We start from the raw sequence: 16,373 nt of genomic DNA, 5'->3' as shown, positions 1-16,373 counted from the left end.
CCGCGCGGGATGCTCTAGCATTGTGGCCGTGGAAATCTTTTACGGAACGAAAGAGATACCCGCCGACTTCGGCCCGAGCGTGGTGACCATCGGCGTCTTCGATGGCGTGCATCGCGGGCACCGCTTGCTTATCGATACCGCGGTGAAGACCGCCCGGGACACTGACACCAAGGCGGTGCTGGTGACCTTCGATCCGCACCCGGTCACCGTCTTTTTGCCGGAACGTGCCCCGCTCGCGGTGACCACGCTGGACAACCGGTTGAAACTCGCCGAGGAGGCGGGGATAGACGCCGTGGTGGTCATCGACTTCACCCGTGAGCTGCAGGGCCTGGGGCCGAAGGACTACATCCAGGAGCTGTTGCTCGACGGCCTGCGTACGGTCCGCGTCGTTGTGGGGGAGAACTTCACCTTTGGCGCCGGGGCCGCGGGCACCGCGCAGACGATGGAGGAGCTCAGCGGTGAGATGGGCTTTTCCACCACCATCGTGCCGTTGCTTAACGAGGACGGGGTGCGCATGTCGTCCACCACGGTCAGGGATTTCTTGAGCGACGGCGACGTGGAGCGCGCGAACTGGGTATTAGGCCGCCACTTCTCCGTCAGCGGTCCTGTCGTGCGCGGCAATGGCCGCGGTGGCAAAGAGCTGGGATATCCGACCGCGAACCAGTACTTTCCGGAATCCATCGCCATTCCCGCTGATGGGGTTTACGCCGGCTGGTTCACCTTGGATAGCGCGCAGGCGCCGGTGACCGGCAATATCGAGCCAGGCAAGCGCTACGCCGCGGCCATTTCGGTGGGCACCAACCCGACCTTCGGCGACAGCGAGCGCTCCGTGGAATCTTTTGTGCTGGACCGAGACGCGGATCTCTACGGTCACGACGCAACCGTCGAGTTCGTCTCCCGGCTGCGCGGCATGGTGAAGTTCGATTCAATCGATGAGCTGTTGGACGCCATGCGCAACGACGTGCGCGGCGCCCGCGCTGTGCTGGCCGATGACGCTGCCCGCCACGCGTGGGCCAGCGCATACTTTTTCCTACGCACCGACGCGCCAAGCGACGCTTCCTAGGGAGCCCCTAAAAGGAGTGAATTTCCGCCATGACCCGCAAGCTGATTTTGGACCTCGATACCGGCATTGACGATGCCCTGGCGCTCGCGTACGCGCTTGCCTCCCCGGAATTGGAGCTCATTGGTGTCACCGCTACCTACGGAAACGTCACGGTCGAGCAGGGCGCGCGTAACTCGTTGAGTCTGTTGGAGCTGTTCGGGCGCAGTGACATCCCGGTGTACCTGGGGCCGGGGCACGCCGGGGATAAAAACGTGTTCGCGGTGCAGGAGATCTCCGCGTTCATCCACGGCAAGAACGGGATCGGCGAGGTAGAGCTGCCGGAGCCGGCCGCGTCCGCGCACCCCGGTGCTGTGGACTTCCTCATCGAGTCTGTGGCGCGCTACGGCGACGACCTCGTCATCGTGCCTACCGGCCCGCACACCACCATCGCGGCGGCGATGGACAAGGACCCGGAATTCGCGCAGCGCGCGCACCTGGTGTTCATGGGCGGGGCGCTCACGCTGCCCGGTAATGTCACCCGCTTTGCGGAGGCGAATATCTCCCAGGACCCGCAGGCAGCAGACACCGTCCTGCGCCGCAGTCAGGACGCCACCATGGTGGGCTTGGACGTCACGCTGCGCACCCTGCTCACCCGCGCTGAAACCGCGAAGTGGCGCGCAGTGGGTACGCCGGCGGCCGAGGCGTACGCGGACATGGTCGACTACTACATCGGCGCCTACGCCACCACGTCGCCGCACCTGGGCGGCTGCGGGCTGCACGATCCGCTGGCGGTCGCCGTGGCGGAAGATCCCAGCTTGGTCAACGTCGTGGATCTCGCCATGAAGGTGGAAACCGACGGCGCCTCGCGCGGGCGGACCATCGGTGACGAAACCCGGCTGGGTGAAAAACCGAACACCCGCGTCGCGGTCGGGGTGGATACCGAGCGCTTCGTGTCGTCGTTAGTGGAGCGCCTTCACGATCTTTTTGGGCGTGCGCAGGCTGAGAGTGTAAGGTAATCGAGACGGTCCGGCTACTGCGGTCTGCAGCAGTTTCCGGGCTTCGCGGAGAAACAGTGCACCGCCGCGGTTTCCCGCACTACTTTTCTGTGGACTGAAATAAAATAAGGAGATTACTCATGGCTTTGAGCACTGAGAAGAAGGCTGAGATCCTCAAGGACTTCGGCCTGCACGAGACCGACACCGGCTCCCCGGAGGCACAGGTTGCCCTGCTGACCTCCCGCATCGAGACCCTGACCGAGCACCTGAAGTTCCATAAGCACGACCACCACTCCCGTCGTGGTCTGCTGCTGATGGTTGGTCGCCGTCGCGGTCTGCTGAAGTACCTCGCGGAAAAGGACATCAACCGCTACCGCGAGCTGATCTCCCGCCTGGGCCTGCGCCGCTAAGTTTCTGCGTCGCCTGCCTCACGGCATAAGCAGCCTCCGTCGCATCCGTTGCGCGGAGGCTGCTCTTTTTATGTCTATAACTCCTGCTAGACTCGCACCTGCTAGAAATCATCCAACTTGGGCGACAGCGACGATCGCCGCACTACTTATAAGGAGTAGCTAGTTCATGAGTGCGCAGCACAGCGTTAATTTCTTCACCGACGACGATTATGGCACCACCGAGGCCACGGTTGAGCTCGACAACGGTGACTTCGGTTCCCGCACTATCCGTTTCGAAACCGGCCAGCTGGCGCGGCAGGCGGACGGCTCCGTGACCACCTACCTGGACGACGACACGATGCTGTTGTCTACCACCACCGCTTCCAACCAGCCGCGGGAGAACTTCGACTTCTTCCCGCTGACGGTGGACGTGGAAGAGCGCATGTACGCCGCGGGCCGCATCCCGGGTTCGTTCTTCCGCCGCGAGGGCCGCCCGTCGTCTGAGGCCATTCTGGCTTGCCGTCTCATTGACCGCCCGCTGCGCCCGACCTTTGTGAAGGGCCTGCGCAACGAGGTCCAGGTCGTCATCACCGTCTTGTCGCAGGCGCCGCAGGAGTACTACGACGTCGTGGCCATCAACGGCGCGTCTGCGTCCACCCAGCTGTCCGGCCTGCCGGTATCCGGCGCGGTGGGTGGCGTGCGCATCGCATTGCTGGCCGATGACCGCCATCCGCAGGGGCAGTGGGTTGCCTTCCCGAACGCGGAGCAGCACGAGCGTGCGCTGTTCGAGATGGTCGTGGCCGGCCGCAAGGTCACCCGGAAGAATGGCCGCAAGAAGCGTGACGATGTCGCCATCATGATGGTCGAGGCCGGCGCCGGCGTGAACGTGGCCGAGCGCATCGCCGAGGGCGCTCCGGCCCCGACCGAAGAGACCGTGGCCGAGGGCTTGGAGGCCGCCAAGCCGTTCATCAAGGCGCTGTGTGACGCCCAAGAGGGTCTTGCGGAGCGTGCCGCTAAGGACGCGCAGGACTTCCCGCTGTTCCCGGCCTACGACGAGGACGTCTTCCAGGCCGTCGAGCGTAAGGCATCCAAGAAGCTGGCCAAGCTTCTGACCATCCCGGGCAAGCAGGACCGCGATGCCGCTACCAACGAGCACATGGCGCAGGTCGAAGAAGAGCTGGCTCCGCGGTTTGCGGATGCTGAGTCGGACGCGGATGCCGGCAAGCAGATCCGCGCGGCCTACAACGACCTGATGAAGCAGATCGTGCGCGAGAAGATCCTCACCGAGGGCTACCGCATCGACGGGCGCGCCACCGACGCCATCCGTGATCTCGCCGTTGAGGTCGAGCTCGTCCCGCGCGCACACGGCTCCTCGCTCTTCGAGCGCGGTGAGACGCAGATTCTCGGCGTGACCACGCTGGACATGCTCAAGATGGAGCAGCAGATTGATTCGCTGACGCCCATCGAGTCCAAGCGCTACATGCACCACTACAACTTCCCGCCGTTCAGCACCGGTGAAACCGGCCGCGTCGGTTCGCCGAAGCGCCGCGAGATCGGCCACGGCGCCCTCGCGGAGCGCGCCCTGCTGCCGGTCATCCCGTCGCGCGAAGACTTCCCATACGCCATCCGTCAGGTCTCCGAGGCCTTGGGCTCCAACGGCTCCACCTCGATGGGTTCTGTCTGCGCGTCGACTCTGTCGCTGTACAACGCCGGTGTGCCGCTGAAGGCGCCGGTGGCCGGCATCGCCATGGGCCTGGTCTCCGGTGAGGTCGATGGCGAGGAGCAGTACGTCGCGCTGACCGACATCCTGGGCGCGGAAGACGCTTTCGGCGACATGGACTTCAAGGTCGCCGGCACTGCTGACTACATCACCGCGCTGCAGCTGGACACGAAGCTGGACGGCATCCCGTCGGACGTGCTGGCGGAGGCTTTGACGCAGGCGCGTGAAGCCCGCCAGACCATCCTGTCGACCATGGCGGAAATCATCGACGAGCCGGACGAGATGTCTCAGCTCGCACCGAAGATCACCTCCGTGAGCATCCCGGTCAACAAGATCGGTGAGCTGATCGGCCCGAAAGGCAAGACGATTAACACCATCACCGAGGAGACCGGCGCGGAAATCACCATCGAGGACGACGGCAAGGTCTACGTCTCGGCGACCAGCGGTGAGGCAGCCGATGCCGCGCTGGAGAAGATCAACGCGATTGCGAACCCGCAGCTGCCCAAGGTGGGCGAGCGTTACCTGGGCACCGTGGTCAAGACCGTTGCCTTCGGCGCGTTCGTCTCCCTCACGCCGAACCGCGACGGCCTCATCCACATCTCGAATCTTGGTGGCGACGAGCGCATCGAGAAGGTCGAAGACGTGGTCAACGTTGGCGACAAGATCGAGGTGGAGATCGCGGACATCGACAACCGCGGCAAGATTTCGTTGGTCCCGGTCGACGAAGACTAACCACCTCACCTCCGGCTGAGTCGCTGGGGCGAGGTCACTATCATGGCGGGGAGTAGAAATTCTCCCCGCCATTTTCTTTTGTCACGTGAAAGGTGTGTGATCGGCGCTTATGGCTATCAATGTCGGTGTTTTGGGAGCGCAGGGACGAGTCGGCCAGGCCATCGTGGAAGGCGTTAAGGCCGCGGACGACCTCGAGTTGGTCGCGGCTTTGGGCCGTGAGGACGACCTGCAGACGTTGGTGAACAACCACGCGGAGGTCATCGTCGATTTCACCCAGCCAGACTCGGTGATGGCGAACCTCGAGTTCTGCATTGGCAACGGCATCCACTGCGTGGTGGGCACCAGTGGCTTTGACGAAGAGCGCCTCAACCAGGTGGAGAAATGGTGCGAAAAGGACGGCGCGGGCAACGTGCTCATCGCGCCGAACTTCGCTATCTCCGCCGTGGTCATGATGGCGCTGGCCAACCAGGCGGCGCGTCACTTTGAGACCGCCGAGGTCGTCGAGTTCCACCACCCGACCAAGCTCGATGCGCCGTCCGGCACTGCCATCCACACAGCGCAGGGCATCGCCAAGGCACGCCGGGACGCCGAGCTGGGGGAGATGCCGGACGCGACCGAAAAGGCCATGGACGGCGCGCGCGGCGCCGACGTTGATGGCATCCCGGTGCACGCTGTACGTACCCGCGGCATGGTGGCGCACCAGGAGGTCATCTTCGGCGCGCAGGGGCAGTCGCTGACCATCCGCCAGGATTCCTACGACCGCGACTCGTTCACCCCGGGTGTGCTGCTCGGTGTGCGCGAGATCGCCGGCCACCCGGGGCTCGTGGTGGGCCTGGACAAGTACATGGACCTGTAGCCAATGGGCGAGGCAACCACCCCGGCTCCCAGCGTCCACCTGCTGGCCACTCCCTCTTTCCACACGCCGCCGGGCGTGCCGTGGGAAACCACTGAGGGCGCGACCGATGCGGAGCTTGTCACCGAGTTTGCCGGCCGCGCGAGTTTCCGCACCTTTGACAGGCCCAATCCGCTCACCGCGGACAACGCCTCGTTCATGCGGCACATCCTGGAAATTGGCTCGGCAGATTTCCTCGCCCACGCCACCGTGACGGTCTACATCGCCGGTATTAGCTGCACGGCCTGTAACGACGTCACCAGCTGCGGGCGCCTGACGGTCACTGCGACCACCGCCCACCGGGCTCAGAACCGCCCGGCGGAGGGCGTGGTGCCTGCGGCCATCGCCGACGATGAGCAACTTTCGCGCCTCGTCCGCGAGTCCTTTCGGGACATGCAATTCGTCTACGACGAGCTGGTCGCGGCGGTAGAGGAGTCACTGAGCGAGGAGCCGAACCCGCTCATCCGCGCCCAGCGGGCCCGGCAGGTAGCACGCGTGGTGTTGCCGGACGGCACAACCTCGTCGGTCGTGGTCACTGGCAGCGTGCGGGATTGGCGGGACTTCATCGCCCAGCGCGGGCGTGCCCACTCCGATCCGGAAATCCGGACCATCGCCGTGGAGTGCCTGCGGGAAATCGCGCCGGTGGCGCCGGTGCTTTTCGATGACTTGCACATCGTCGCCGCGCCGGACGGCGGTGAGATGGTCGAGGCGCCCCCGAGCTAGGCCGCCAAGCACGCCGGAGACTCGCCGGTGAACCTCCCTGATGCCCACGTGCGGTACGTCAGCGGGTAGTCTGTACACCCATGAGCACAGGTATGACAGCACAGACAGGGATCGATTCTTTCGGCCGCATCGGTGTCGCTATGGTCACTCCGTTCACGGAGGACGGCGCCATCGACATTGAGGCCGGTCGTCGTCTTGCTACCCACCTCGTGGACGAGGGGGTCGATGCTCTCATCCTCGCCGGCACGACGGGGGAGTCCCCCACGACGTCGGTGGAGGAAAAGCTTGAGTTCATGAAGGAAATTAAGGACGAGGTCGGCGACCGGGCGGCCATCGTCGCGGGCGCTGGTACCAACAACACCGCGACCACGGTCGACTTGGTTCAAAAGACCGCCGATGCTGGCGCGGATTCGCTGCTGGTGGTCACGCCGTACTACTCCAAGCCGAGCCAGGAGGGTGTGCGCGCTCACTTCACTGCGGTAGCGGAGGCGACCGACCTGCCGATTTGCCTGTATGACATTCCTGGACGCTCGGGCATTCCGATTGAAACTGACACCATTCGTCGGCTCGCGGAACTGCCGAACATCACCGCCGTCAAGGACGCAAAGGGCGACCTCCCGACGGCCTCATACCTCATGCGGGAGACCGGTCTTGCGTGGTACTCCGGTGACGATCCGCTGAACCTGCCGTGGCTGTCCGTCGGCGCGTCCGGCTTCATTTCGGTCATCGGCCACGCAGCGCCGCGCGCTCTCGCTGAGCTCTACACTTCCTTCGACGAAGGTGACCTTGCTCGCGCAAGGGACATCAACGCGAATGTTCTTTTGCCGCTTACCCATGCGCAGGGGCGCCTGGGCGGCACTACTTTTGCAAAGGCAGCTCTGCGCCTGCAGGGCTTTGAGGTAGGAGAGCCCCGCCTGCCGGTGGTCGGTGCGACCGACGCCCAGGTGGAGGAGCTCCGCCGCGATATGGAGAAAGCTGGAGTCCTCTAAATATGAACGAACCCCGTAATCGCGCCCGGAAGGTCACCCGCAAGGCGGGTCCACCGACCGAGGCGGATACGCAAAGCACCGCCTCGAACGAGGCGGCTTCGCCCGTTTTTCAGGCCCCGGCCAAGGCCGACCAGAATGGCGCCAACCAGGGCAGCCATGACGGCGGCGAGGGCAATGGCCGCGGCAACGGCAAAAACAACGGCAACGGCGGAAACGACCACGGCAAGGGCGGCAACGGTAACGGCGGCAACGGCAATGGCAATGGCCGCCGAGGCGGCCGCTCCCGTGGCTCCCGCGGGGGCCGTGGACGCGGCCGCGGAAACGGTAACGGCAACGGCGGCAATGGTGGCAATGGCCACGGCGGCAAGAACCGCGGCGGCCGCGGCGGCCGGGGCCACCGCAACGTGCCTAAGTCGATGCAAGGCGCGGATCTGACCAAGCGCCTGCCGGAGCCGCCGAAGCAGCCGAAGAACGCCCTGCGCATTTACGCGCTGGGCGGCATCTCGGAGATCGGCCGCAACATGACCGTCTTCGAGTACGACGGCCGCCTGCTCATCATCGACTGTGGCGTGCTGTTCCCGACCTCCGACGAACCGGGCGTGGACCTCATCTTGCCGGACTTCGGCCCCATCGAGGACAAGCTCGATCGGGTGGAGGCCCTCATCGTCACGCACGCGCACGAGGACCACATCGGCGCGATCCCGTGGCTGCTCAAGCTGCGCTCCGATATCCCGATTGTCGCGTCGCGCTTTACCATCGCGCTTATCGCGGCGAAGTGTAAGGAGCACCGTCAGCGCCCGAAGTTCATCGAGGTCAACGAACAGTCCGATGTGACCTACGGCCCGTTCCGCGCCCGCTTCTGGGCAGTGAACCACTCGATTCCGGACGCGCTCGGCATCATGCTGGGCACCCCGGCCGGCAACATCATCCACACCGGCGACATCAAGCTGGATCAGACCCCGCTGGATGGCCGCCCGACGGATCTGCCGGCGCTGTCGCGCTACGGCGACGAGGGCGTCGACCTCATGCTTTGTGACTCGACCAACGCGACCGTGCCGGGCGTGTCCAACTCCGAGGCCGGGATCCCGTCCACCTTCAAGCGCCTGGTGGCCAACGCGAAGCAGCGCGTTATCATCGCCTCCTTCGCGTCGAACGTCTACCGCGTGCAGGCGGCTATCGATGCCGCGGTTGCCTCCGGCCGCAAGGTGGCCTTCAACGGCCGTTCCATGATGCGCAACATGGAGATCGCCGAGAAGATGGGCTTCCTCAAGGTTCCGCGCGGCACCGTCGTGCCGATCGACGAGGCGGCGAAGATGGCACCGCACAAGACGCTGCTCATCACCACGGGCACCCAGGGCGAACCGATGGCGGCGCTGTCGCGCATGGCCCGCCGTGAGCACCGTCAGATCACCGTGCGCGATGGCGACCTCATCGTCTTTTCCTCCTCGCTCATTCCGGGCAACGAGGAGGCTGTCTTCGGCGTCATCAACATGTTGTCGCAGATCGGCGCCGAGGTTGTCACCAGCAAGGAAGCCAACGTCCACGCCTCCGGCCACGGCTACTCCGGCGAGCTGCTCTTCCTGTACAACGCAGCCCGCCCGCGCAACGCCATGCCGGTCCACGGCGAGTGGCGTCACCTGCGTGCGAACAAGGAGCTGGCCATCTCCACCGGCGTGGCTCGGGACCGCGTGGTCCTCGCGCAAAACGGCGTGGTTGTTGATCTGCACAATGGCCGCGCCAAGGTCGTCGGCCAGAAGCAGGTCGGCCACCTGTACGTCGACGGCATCACGATGGGCGATGTGGACGCCGACATCCTGGCTGACCGCACCAATCTGGGTAGCGGCGGTGTCGTGTCCATTACCTGTGTGACCGACAACCGCACCTCCCGGTTGCTCGAGCACCCAGCGGTCTCCACTACCGGTGTCTCGGAGGACGATCGCAAGATCATCCCGCAGGTCGCCGAACTGGTAGAAAACACCATGAACGACCTGGCTGCCGAGGGCGAAAACGACACCTACCGCATGGTGCAGAAGCTGCGCCGGAAGGTGTCTAAGCACTTGGAGACCAAGTGGAAGCGCGAGCCGGTCATTCTGCCGACCATCGTCCCGACCTCCGGGGACACCCTGGACATCGAGGACGACGAGGTGGATAACTCCCGCGAGTCGTTGTAAACACACCGCGGCCCGCTCCGCCTCCCAAGCCTGAACTTGGGAGGCGTCTGGCCCTCACCTTTTCCCGTGAACAGGGATAGGGTGGGGGCCATGTCTTTTTCTTCTCGGGAACGCGAACGCCTCGCTGAACTGCTTCATTCCGTAGGCCCCGACGCGCCGACGCTGTGCGAAGGGTGGACCACCCGCGACATGGCCGCGCACCTGTGGCTGCGCGAGAACCGACCCGATGCCGCGGCGGGAATGTTCATTTCTCCGCTAAGCGGCCACCTCGATGAGGTCACCGCGCAGGTCAAAGAGCGCGATTACGACGAGCTTGTCGATGCGTGGGCAAGCGGCCCCGGGAAGCTGAATCCCTGGCGCCTTCTAGATAGCGGTGCCAACTTTGCTGAGCATTTCGTCCACCACGAAGACGTGCGACGCGGCGACGGCACGGCCCGCCCGCGCGAGTTCTCAGCCGCGGTGAACGACCAGTTTGTGAAATCCCTTTCCGCGGCCGGCAAGGTCTTCCTCCGCGGCTCCACCAAGCCGGTGGTCCTGCAGCCGACCGACCACAAGCCGATTGTGGCGGCGGACAAGCGCGGGGTAGCCGAGCGTGGCGATGACATCGTGCGCGTTGCCGGCGAACCCGGCGAGCTCTTGCTGTGGGCCTTCGGACGCGACGCCGTCGAGGTTACCATCGACGGCGACGAGAGTGCGGTGCGTCGCTCCGCTCTCTAGGTGCATAGGCCTGGGTGGCTTCGTGGCCGCGCGGGCCTGGCAGTCTCCCGGCCACACGGTCGTAGTTCCGCCATAACGAAAAAGTTACTGAGGCATGTGTGGTGAATGTGAATGTAAGGGCATTGAGGGGATAGAGTTACACGCATGTCTGTCCGCAATGCCCCGTCCAGCCGGCGCCGGGAGACCTCGTCTGCACACGCAGCGAGCCGTTCCCGCCCGGCCGGACGCGCTCCCAGTGAACTGACCGTCACGTCGTCGCACCGCGCTGCCGCGTACTCTAACGAGCGAACCGGCAGCGCTTTTCGTGCTGTGGGGCGCGGCATCGGCGGGGCTTTTTCTGGCCTCGGCCGCGGGGTGGGCAATGCGCTACAGAGCCTCAAACCCAGTGACGAATCGGTGTACGACGAGTCTCCAGACTTGACTCGTGATCAGACTGACGCAGCAGAGGAGACGCAGAAGATTTCGGAGACCGCCCCGCACACCCCGCGCCGCAAGCGCGCCTCGAAGATCACCAAGGCAAGCGCCGTGAAAGCGAGCGCGAATGAGGACGCGAACGCGGCAGCACTGGACGCCGAGGCGGACACCGATTACCCGGCCGCTGGTGAGGATTCGGCGGGCGCGCCTGCTAACCCGTTTGGGGAAGGCGACGGCGACGACCCGAGCGACTCCGCTGCCGGTACTCGCCAGTCCATTAGCCCGGACGCCCTGGGACTTATCCTGCTCGCGCTCGCCGCGATTATCGGCGCGTCGGTGTGGTTCGGCGTTGCCGGGCCTATCGGCGGCGCGATCGCCCGCGCGGTCCACGTGGTGATCGGCGCCGGTGCGCTCATTCTGCCCGTCGGGCTGGTTCTCGTCGCACTGGCGTTCATGCTCGACTGGGGTGGCAATGGCGGCCGGGTGACTCCGCGCGTGGCTATCGGCACGACGGTCATCGTCGTGGCGATGCTCGGGTTGATTCACGTCTTTGCCGGAAACCCCGCGGACTGGGCGGGCCGTGAATCCGCCGGCGGCGCCGTGGGAGCTTGGACCGGCGGGCTTCTAGCGGCTGGGTTCTCCAGTTTTGTCGCAGTTCCGCTTCTCATCCTCGTCATCGTCTACGGAGCTCTCCAGGTCACCGGGGTGACCACCCGTGAGGCGATCGACTACCTGCGCGACGAGATCGCGGGCCGACGCGGAACGTGCGATGCCGACGCCGGCGACGCAGATGCGGCGGGTGCGGTTGACCCGAACGACCAGTACGGACACGTCGCGGACGACATCGACTCGATCGCCGCTGGCCGCCGCAGGGAAGACCGCTCCTCCCACCGTGGTGTCGCGCAACGTCAGCCCGGCACCGGTCGGGAAACGTCCACCGGCCGGGAGACGTCCGCCCGCCGCAGCTCCGGCCTTGCCGGTCTGGGAAAGAACCTCTTCTCGCGCGGCGCGGGCGCCGGCACGGGGGCGAGCGCAGCGGGCGCAGCAGGCGCTGCCGGTGCAGCGGGTGCAGCAGGCGCTGGCGAGCCGGCGCAAGGCGGCCTGTTCGGCGGTCACCGTTCCTCGGACCACGACGACAGTGCGGACACGCGCGTGATCGATGCGCCAGCTACACCCGCGTCGCGATCGACTGCGGAACAGCCTGCGGCAGGAACGCAGCCCGCGGAGGGGACGCAGTCCACGGCGGCTGCCCGCCCGTCCGCGGCCGATACGGAACAGTTCCCGGCCGTGCACAATTCTGGCCAAAATGCCGGTGCCGGTGCCGGTGCCGGCGCCGCCGCAACACCGGCCCGTTCGTCGGCGCAGCACAAGCCAGCGCAACAGAAGCCGGCGCAGCGACAGGCGGCAGCGCCGTCGACTGAATCAACCCAGGTCCTACCGGCTGCGGGCACCCAAGCGGCGTCGAATAGTGCGGAGGCACCCGACGCGGTGGCCAACTCCCGCGAGGCGATGCGGCAGGCCATCATTGCCCGTTCCGGGATGGACCCGGCCACCGGCACCGCCGCCGACGCGCAGGCGAAAGCGGACGCTGAGGACGGGACATCGGCAAGCGCGGCAGGTACGGCCTCTGCGTCTGGTGCGGGTGCGCTCGAGACGCTGGACTACACGGCACCGAGCGCCGACCTGCTGGTGGCGGGCACGCCGGCGAAGCAGCGCACCGAGGTCAACGACCGCATCATCGATGCACTCACGGCTGTCTTCGACGAGTTCAAGGTCAACGCCAGCGTGACCGGCTTCAGCCGTGGCCCGACGGTTACCCGCTACGAGGTGGAGCTGGGGCCGGGCGTCAAGGTCTCGAAGATCACCAACCTGCAGTCCAACATCGCTTATGCGGTGGCGAACGAAAACGTCCGCCTGCTCACTCCGATCCCGGGCAAGTCCGCCGTGGGCATCGAGGTGCCGAACCCGGACCGCGAGATGGTGCGACTGCGCGAGGTGCTCGAGTCGCCGTCGAATACCGGCGATCCGGACCCGATGCTCATCGGACTGGGCAAGGACATCGAGGGCGAGCTGGTCTCCGCTTCGGTGCAGAAGATGCCGCACCTGCTGGTTGCCGGTGCCACCGGTTCCGGTAAGTCCGCCTTCGTGAACTCGCTGTTGGTGTCGCTGTTGACGCGGGCAACGCCTGACGATGTCCGCCTCATCCTCGTTGACCCGAAGATGGTGGAGCTCACCCCGTACGAGGGCATCCCGCACCTCATCACGCCGATCATCACGCAGCCGAAGAAGGCCGCGGCGGCGCTGCAGTGGCTCGTGGAGGAAATGGAGCAGCGCTACCTGGACATGAAGTCCGCGCGCGTGCGCCACATCAAGGATTTCAACCGCAAGGTGCGCTCCGGCGAGATCCAAGCGCCCCCGGGCTCCGAGCGGGAGATGCGCCCGTACCCGTTCATCGTGTGCGTGGTGGACGAGCTCGCCGACTTGATGATGACCGCCCCGAAGGAGATCGAGGACTCCATCGTGCGCATCACCCAGAAGGCGCGTGCCGCCGGCATCCACTTGGTGCTGGCGACGCAGCGTCCGTCCGTGGACGTGGTCACCGGCCTGATCAAGACCAACGTTCCGTCACGGCTGGCATTCGCCACCTCCTCGCTGACGGACTCGCGCGTCATCCTGGACCAGGCGGGCGCGGAAAAGCTCATCGGCATGGGCGATGCGCTCTTCATCCCGCAGGGCGGCAAACCCATCCGTGTGCAAGGCGCATTCGTTTCCGATGACGAGATCATGGCCGTGGTGGGCGCCTCCAAGGCGCAGGCGGAGCCGAACTACACCGAGGGCGTGACCGAGGAAAAGAAGTCGGATGCGAAAAAGGACATCGACGACGACATCGGCAAGGACATGGACGATCTGCTCGAGGCAGTTGACCTCGTGGTCACCTCGCAGCTCGGCTCCACATCGATGCTCCAGCGCAAGCTCCGCATTGGCTTTGCCAAGGCGGGCCGCCTGATGGACCTGATGGAAACCCGCGGCGTGGTGGGCCCGTCCGAGGGGTCCAAGGCGCGCGAGGTCTTGGTCAAGCCCGAGGAGCTCGACACGATCATCTGGATGATCAAGGGCGGCGACCCAGCGGATGCGCCGAAGGAAGACGACGATGGTGCTGCGGCGCCCGAGGCGTCTGCCGGAGAGGCAGGAAACGCCGGGGCCGACGGGGCATCGCCCAGAGCTGGCTCAGACGGGCATAACTCCACCCGCGTCGTTCAAGCCACCCGAAACCGCTCGGCGGGTGCGTTCTAGCCAGCACCCCGCAGTTGGGTACTATGAGTTGTTCTAGAGGGGAGTACCCCACAAAGCGGCGCGGATCGTCAGCACGGTGCCCAGGCTCACCGTTCAAGTGAGTCGTGCGCACCCGGTCCCGCCGACCCGAACTGGCCTATGCAGGCCGGTTTGGGTGGGGGAGACCTCTGGTCGCCATCGTCACAGACCAGACCGGAGGTATATCACCCCATGAGTGTCCCTGTATGGATCTGGGCCGTCACCGGCGCAGTGATCTTGGGCCTTTTCATCTTCGATTTCTACTCCCATGTGCGCACCCCACACGAGCCGACGCTGAAAGAGGCGGCCACGTGGACCGCCGTGTACGTCAGCCTCGCGGTGGTTTTCGGCCTCGTCATCTGGGGCCTGTGGAACCACGAGCACGCGATGCAGTTCTACACCGGCTACGTCACGGAGCTGGCCCTTTCGGTAGACAACCTCTTCGTCTTCGCGCTGATCATGGGTGCGTTCAAGATACCGCGCCAGTACCAGCAGAAGGTGCTGCTCATCGGCATCATCGTCGCGCTGCTGTGCCGACTCGTGTTCATCCTTTTGGGCGCGGCGGTGATCCAGGCGTGGTCGGACGTTTTCTACCTCTTCGCGCTCTTCTTGCTATACACCGCAGTCAAGCTGATTATCGATGAAGTCCGCGACGCCCCGGAGACCAGCCCGGACGACATGACCATCATCAAGGTGTTGCGCCGCGTCATTCCCGTCACGCACCGCTACTACGGCGAGCGGCTCACGCACCGCGACGACAAGCGCGGCAAATTCATGCTCACCCCGCTGGCGGTCGCCTTGGTGTCCATCGGCCTTATCGATGTCATGTTCGCGTTCGACTCCATCCCGGCCATTTACGGCGTGACCAACGAGGCTTTCCTCGTCTTCACCACGAACGCGTTCGCGCTGATGGGCTTGCGCCAGATGTATTTCCTTTTAGACGGCCTGCTCGACCGGCTGGTGTACCTGCCGTACGGGCTCGCCATCATCCTGGGCTTTATCGGCGTCAAGCTCATGCTGCACGCGCTGCACGAAAACAACCTGCCGTTCATCAACGGCGGTGAGTCCGTCGCCGTGCCAGAGGTGTCCACCTTTGTCTCGCTCGCGGTCATCGTCGGCGTCCTCGCAATCACCGTCATCGCGTCCGTCATCCGCGACAAACGCGACGAATCCCAGGGCGGCGTCAACGTCTCGAATACCGGCACGCACTACGACTGGGACGATTTCGGCAACAAGATTGTGCGCACCAAGGCCGGCGACTACGTCGGGCGTGCCGACGAGCTGACGGCGGCTGACCTGCCGGACGCTTAAGCGTGCGGGTGAGATCTGGGATTACAGCCGCGCCGGCTCCCAGCGGCGAACACAGCGCTGCGTCACAACTCCGGCCTTGATCAGTGGGTCATCGGCTAGCAGCTCCAGCACGCCGGCGGGCGTGTCTGCGGCGGAGGTATCGGCCGGCAGCTTGACGATGATGAGTGTGCCGCCCGCCGAATCAGTCAGCGGGCCCGCGGCCACGATGCGCCCAGCGGACGCTAGCTCGCGCACGTAGGCGTCGTGCTGGGAAAGAAGGGCATCGAGGCGAGGATTGTCGGCTCGGTAGGAATAGGAAACCACGAAGTACGTCACGGTGAACGAGCCTACTGGGGGTGGAAGGTAGAGTGTTCGGTGTGACTAATTCGGGACGAGACAGGGAAGACGTGACAGCCGCGGCACCGACGAGTGCTGCCCGCCGCCCCTCCGCCGGGGAAGAGGTCTCGAACTGGAACGTGCCCAACGTGCTGACCAGTCTGCGCATCCTTTTCATCCCGGTCTTCGCGTGGTTGGTGCTCACCGGGCACGACTGGTGGGGTTTCGCCGTCTTTGTCCTGCTTATGGCCACCGACAAGCTTGACGGCGATATCGCGCGTGCGAAGAATCTGGTGACCAACTTTGGCAAGATCGCCGATCCCATCGCCGACAAGGCGCTGATGGCCACCGCGCTCATCTGTCTCAACATCGTCTCCGCGCTCCCGGTGTGGGTGACCGTGGTGATCCTGCTGCGCGAATTCGGCATCACGGTGTGGCGGATGGTGCTGTTGCGCCACGGGAAGGTGGTCCCGGCATCCCGCGGCGGCAAGTTGAAGACGACCCTGCAGGCACTCGCCGTCGCGCTGTATCTGTGCCCGCTGCCGGCGTGGATGGACGTCCCGTCGTTCATCGTCATGCTGTTGGCCGTCTTGGTCACGGTGGTGACCGGTGTGCAGTACTTGGTCGATTCGAAAAAGGAGAACTAACCCT

The 16,373-nt window shown here is 65.1% G+C and carries 13 protein-coding genes; 12 read left to right on the top strand and 1 reads right to left on the bottom strand.

Features of this window, described 5'->3' with window-relative positions; translation table 11 throughout:
* Nucleotides 1-19: 19 nt before the first annotated feature.
* From CMASS_RS06445 to CMASS_RS06395, 11 genes are all read left to right on the top strand, one after another.
* Nucleotides 20-1,063 carry a bifunctional riboflavin kinase/FAD synthetase gene (locus CMASS_RS06445; protein WP_027018484.1) on the top strand — a complete coding sequence of 348 codons (1,044 nt, stop codon included), beginning with the start codon at nucleotides 20-22 and terminating at the stop codon, nucleotides 1,061-1,063.
* A gap of 29 nt (nucleotides 1,064-1,092) precedes the next feature.
* Entirely contained in the window at nucleotides 1,093-2,058 is a 966-nt protein-coding gene (locus CMASS_RS06440; protein WP_022862192.1) for a nucleoside hydrolase, read from the top strand.
* A gap of 119 nt (nucleotides 2,059-2,177) precedes the next feature.
* Nucleotides 2,178-2,447: a 30S ribosomal protein S15 gene (gene rpsO / locus CMASS_RS06435; RefSeq protein WP_022862191.1), complete on the top strand. Its 270-nt coding sequence runs from the start codon at nucleotides 2,178-2,180 to the stop codon at nucleotides 2,445-2,447.
* Between the two features lie 166 nt (nucleotides 2,448-2,613).
* Nucleotides 2,614-4,878: a polyribonucleotide nucleotidyltransferase gene (locus tag CMASS_RS06430; protein ID WP_022862190.1), complete on the top strand. Its 2,265-nt coding sequence runs from the start codon at nucleotides 2,614-2,616 to the stop codon at nucleotides 4,876-4,878.
* A gap of 109 nt (nucleotides 4,879-4,987) precedes the next feature.
* Nucleotides 4,988-5,734, top strand: a complete 747-nt coding sequence (dapB, locus tag CMASS_RS06425) for a 4-hydroxy-tetrahydrodipicolinate reductase (RefSeq protein WP_022862189.1) — start codon at nucleotides 4,988-4,990, stop codon at nucleotides 5,732-5,734.
* Between the two features lie 3 nt (nucleotides 5,735-5,737).
* Nucleotides 5,738-6,493, top strand: coding sequence for an FAD-dependent thymidylate synthase (locus CMASS_RS06420; protein WP_022862188.1), 756 nt, complete (start codon nucleotides 5,738-5,740; stop codon nucleotides 6,491-6,493).
* An 80-nt stretch (nucleotides 6,494-6,573) separates the two neighbouring features.
* A complete protein-coding gene (gene dapA / locus CMASS_RS06415; RefSeq protein WP_027018483.1) occupies nucleotides 6,574-7,482 on the top strand; it encodes a 4-hydroxy-tetrahydrodipicolinate synthase in 909 nt (302 codons plus the stop codon).
* A 2-nt stretch (nucleotides 7,483-7,484) separates the two neighbouring features.
* Nucleotides 7,485-9,653, top strand: a complete 2,169-nt coding sequence (locus CMASS_RS06410; protein WP_022862186.1) for a ribonuclease J — start codon at nucleotides 7,485-7,487, stop codon at nucleotides 9,651-9,653.
* Nucleotides 9,654-9,743: 90 nt separating this feature from the next.
* On the top strand, nucleotides 9,744-10,370 hold the full coding sequence (locus CMASS_RS06405; RefSeq protein WP_022862185.1) for a TIGR03085 family metal-binding protein: 627 nt from the start codon (nucleotides 9,744-9,746) through the stop codon (nucleotides 10,368-10,370).
* 144 nt (nucleotides 10,371-10,514) lie between these two features.
* Complete coding sequence (locus CMASS_RS06400; RefSeq protein WP_027018482.1) at nucleotides 10,515-14,078, top strand: DNA translocase FtsK; 3,564 nt, start codon at nucleotides 10,515-10,517, stop codon at nucleotides 14,076-14,078.
* Between the two features lie 210 nt (nucleotides 14,079-14,288).
* Nucleotides 14,289-15,407: a TerC family protein gene (locus tag CMASS_RS06395; RefSeq protein ID WP_022862183.1), complete on the top strand. Its 1,119-nt coding sequence runs from the start codon at nucleotides 14,289-14,291 to the stop codon at nucleotides 15,405-15,407.
* 21 nt (nucleotides 15,408-15,428) lie between these two features.
* On the opposite strand, the gene CMASS_RS06390 is transcribed toward CMASS_RS06395, so the two are convergent.
* Nucleotides 15,429-15,722, bottom strand: coding sequence for a YciI family protein (locus CMASS_RS06390; RefSeq protein ID WP_022862182.1), 294 nt, complete (start codon nucleotides 15,720-15,722; stop codon nucleotides 15,429-15,431).
* 71 nt (nucleotides 15,723-15,793) lie between these two features.
* On the opposite strand from CMASS_RS06390, the gene pgsA reads away from it, so the two are divergent.
* Complete coding sequence (pgsA, locus tag CMASS_RS06385; protein WP_022862181.1) at nucleotides 15,794-16,369, top strand: CDP-diacylglycerol--glycerol-3-phosphate 3-phosphatidyltransferase; 576 nt, start codon at nucleotides 15,794-15,796, stop codon at nucleotides 16,367-16,369.
* The last annotated feature ends 4 nt before the right edge of the window (nucleotides 16,370-16,373 follow it).

It is taken from the genome of Corynebacterium massiliense DSM 45435 (assembly GCF_028609805.1).
Taxonomy (GTDB): Bacteria; Actinomycetota; Actinomycetes; order Mycobacteriales; family Mycobacteriaceae; genus Corynebacterium; species Corynebacterium massiliense.
Note: the sequence above shows the minus strand (reverse complement) of the source record. Positions and strands in the feature narration are given on the sequence as shown.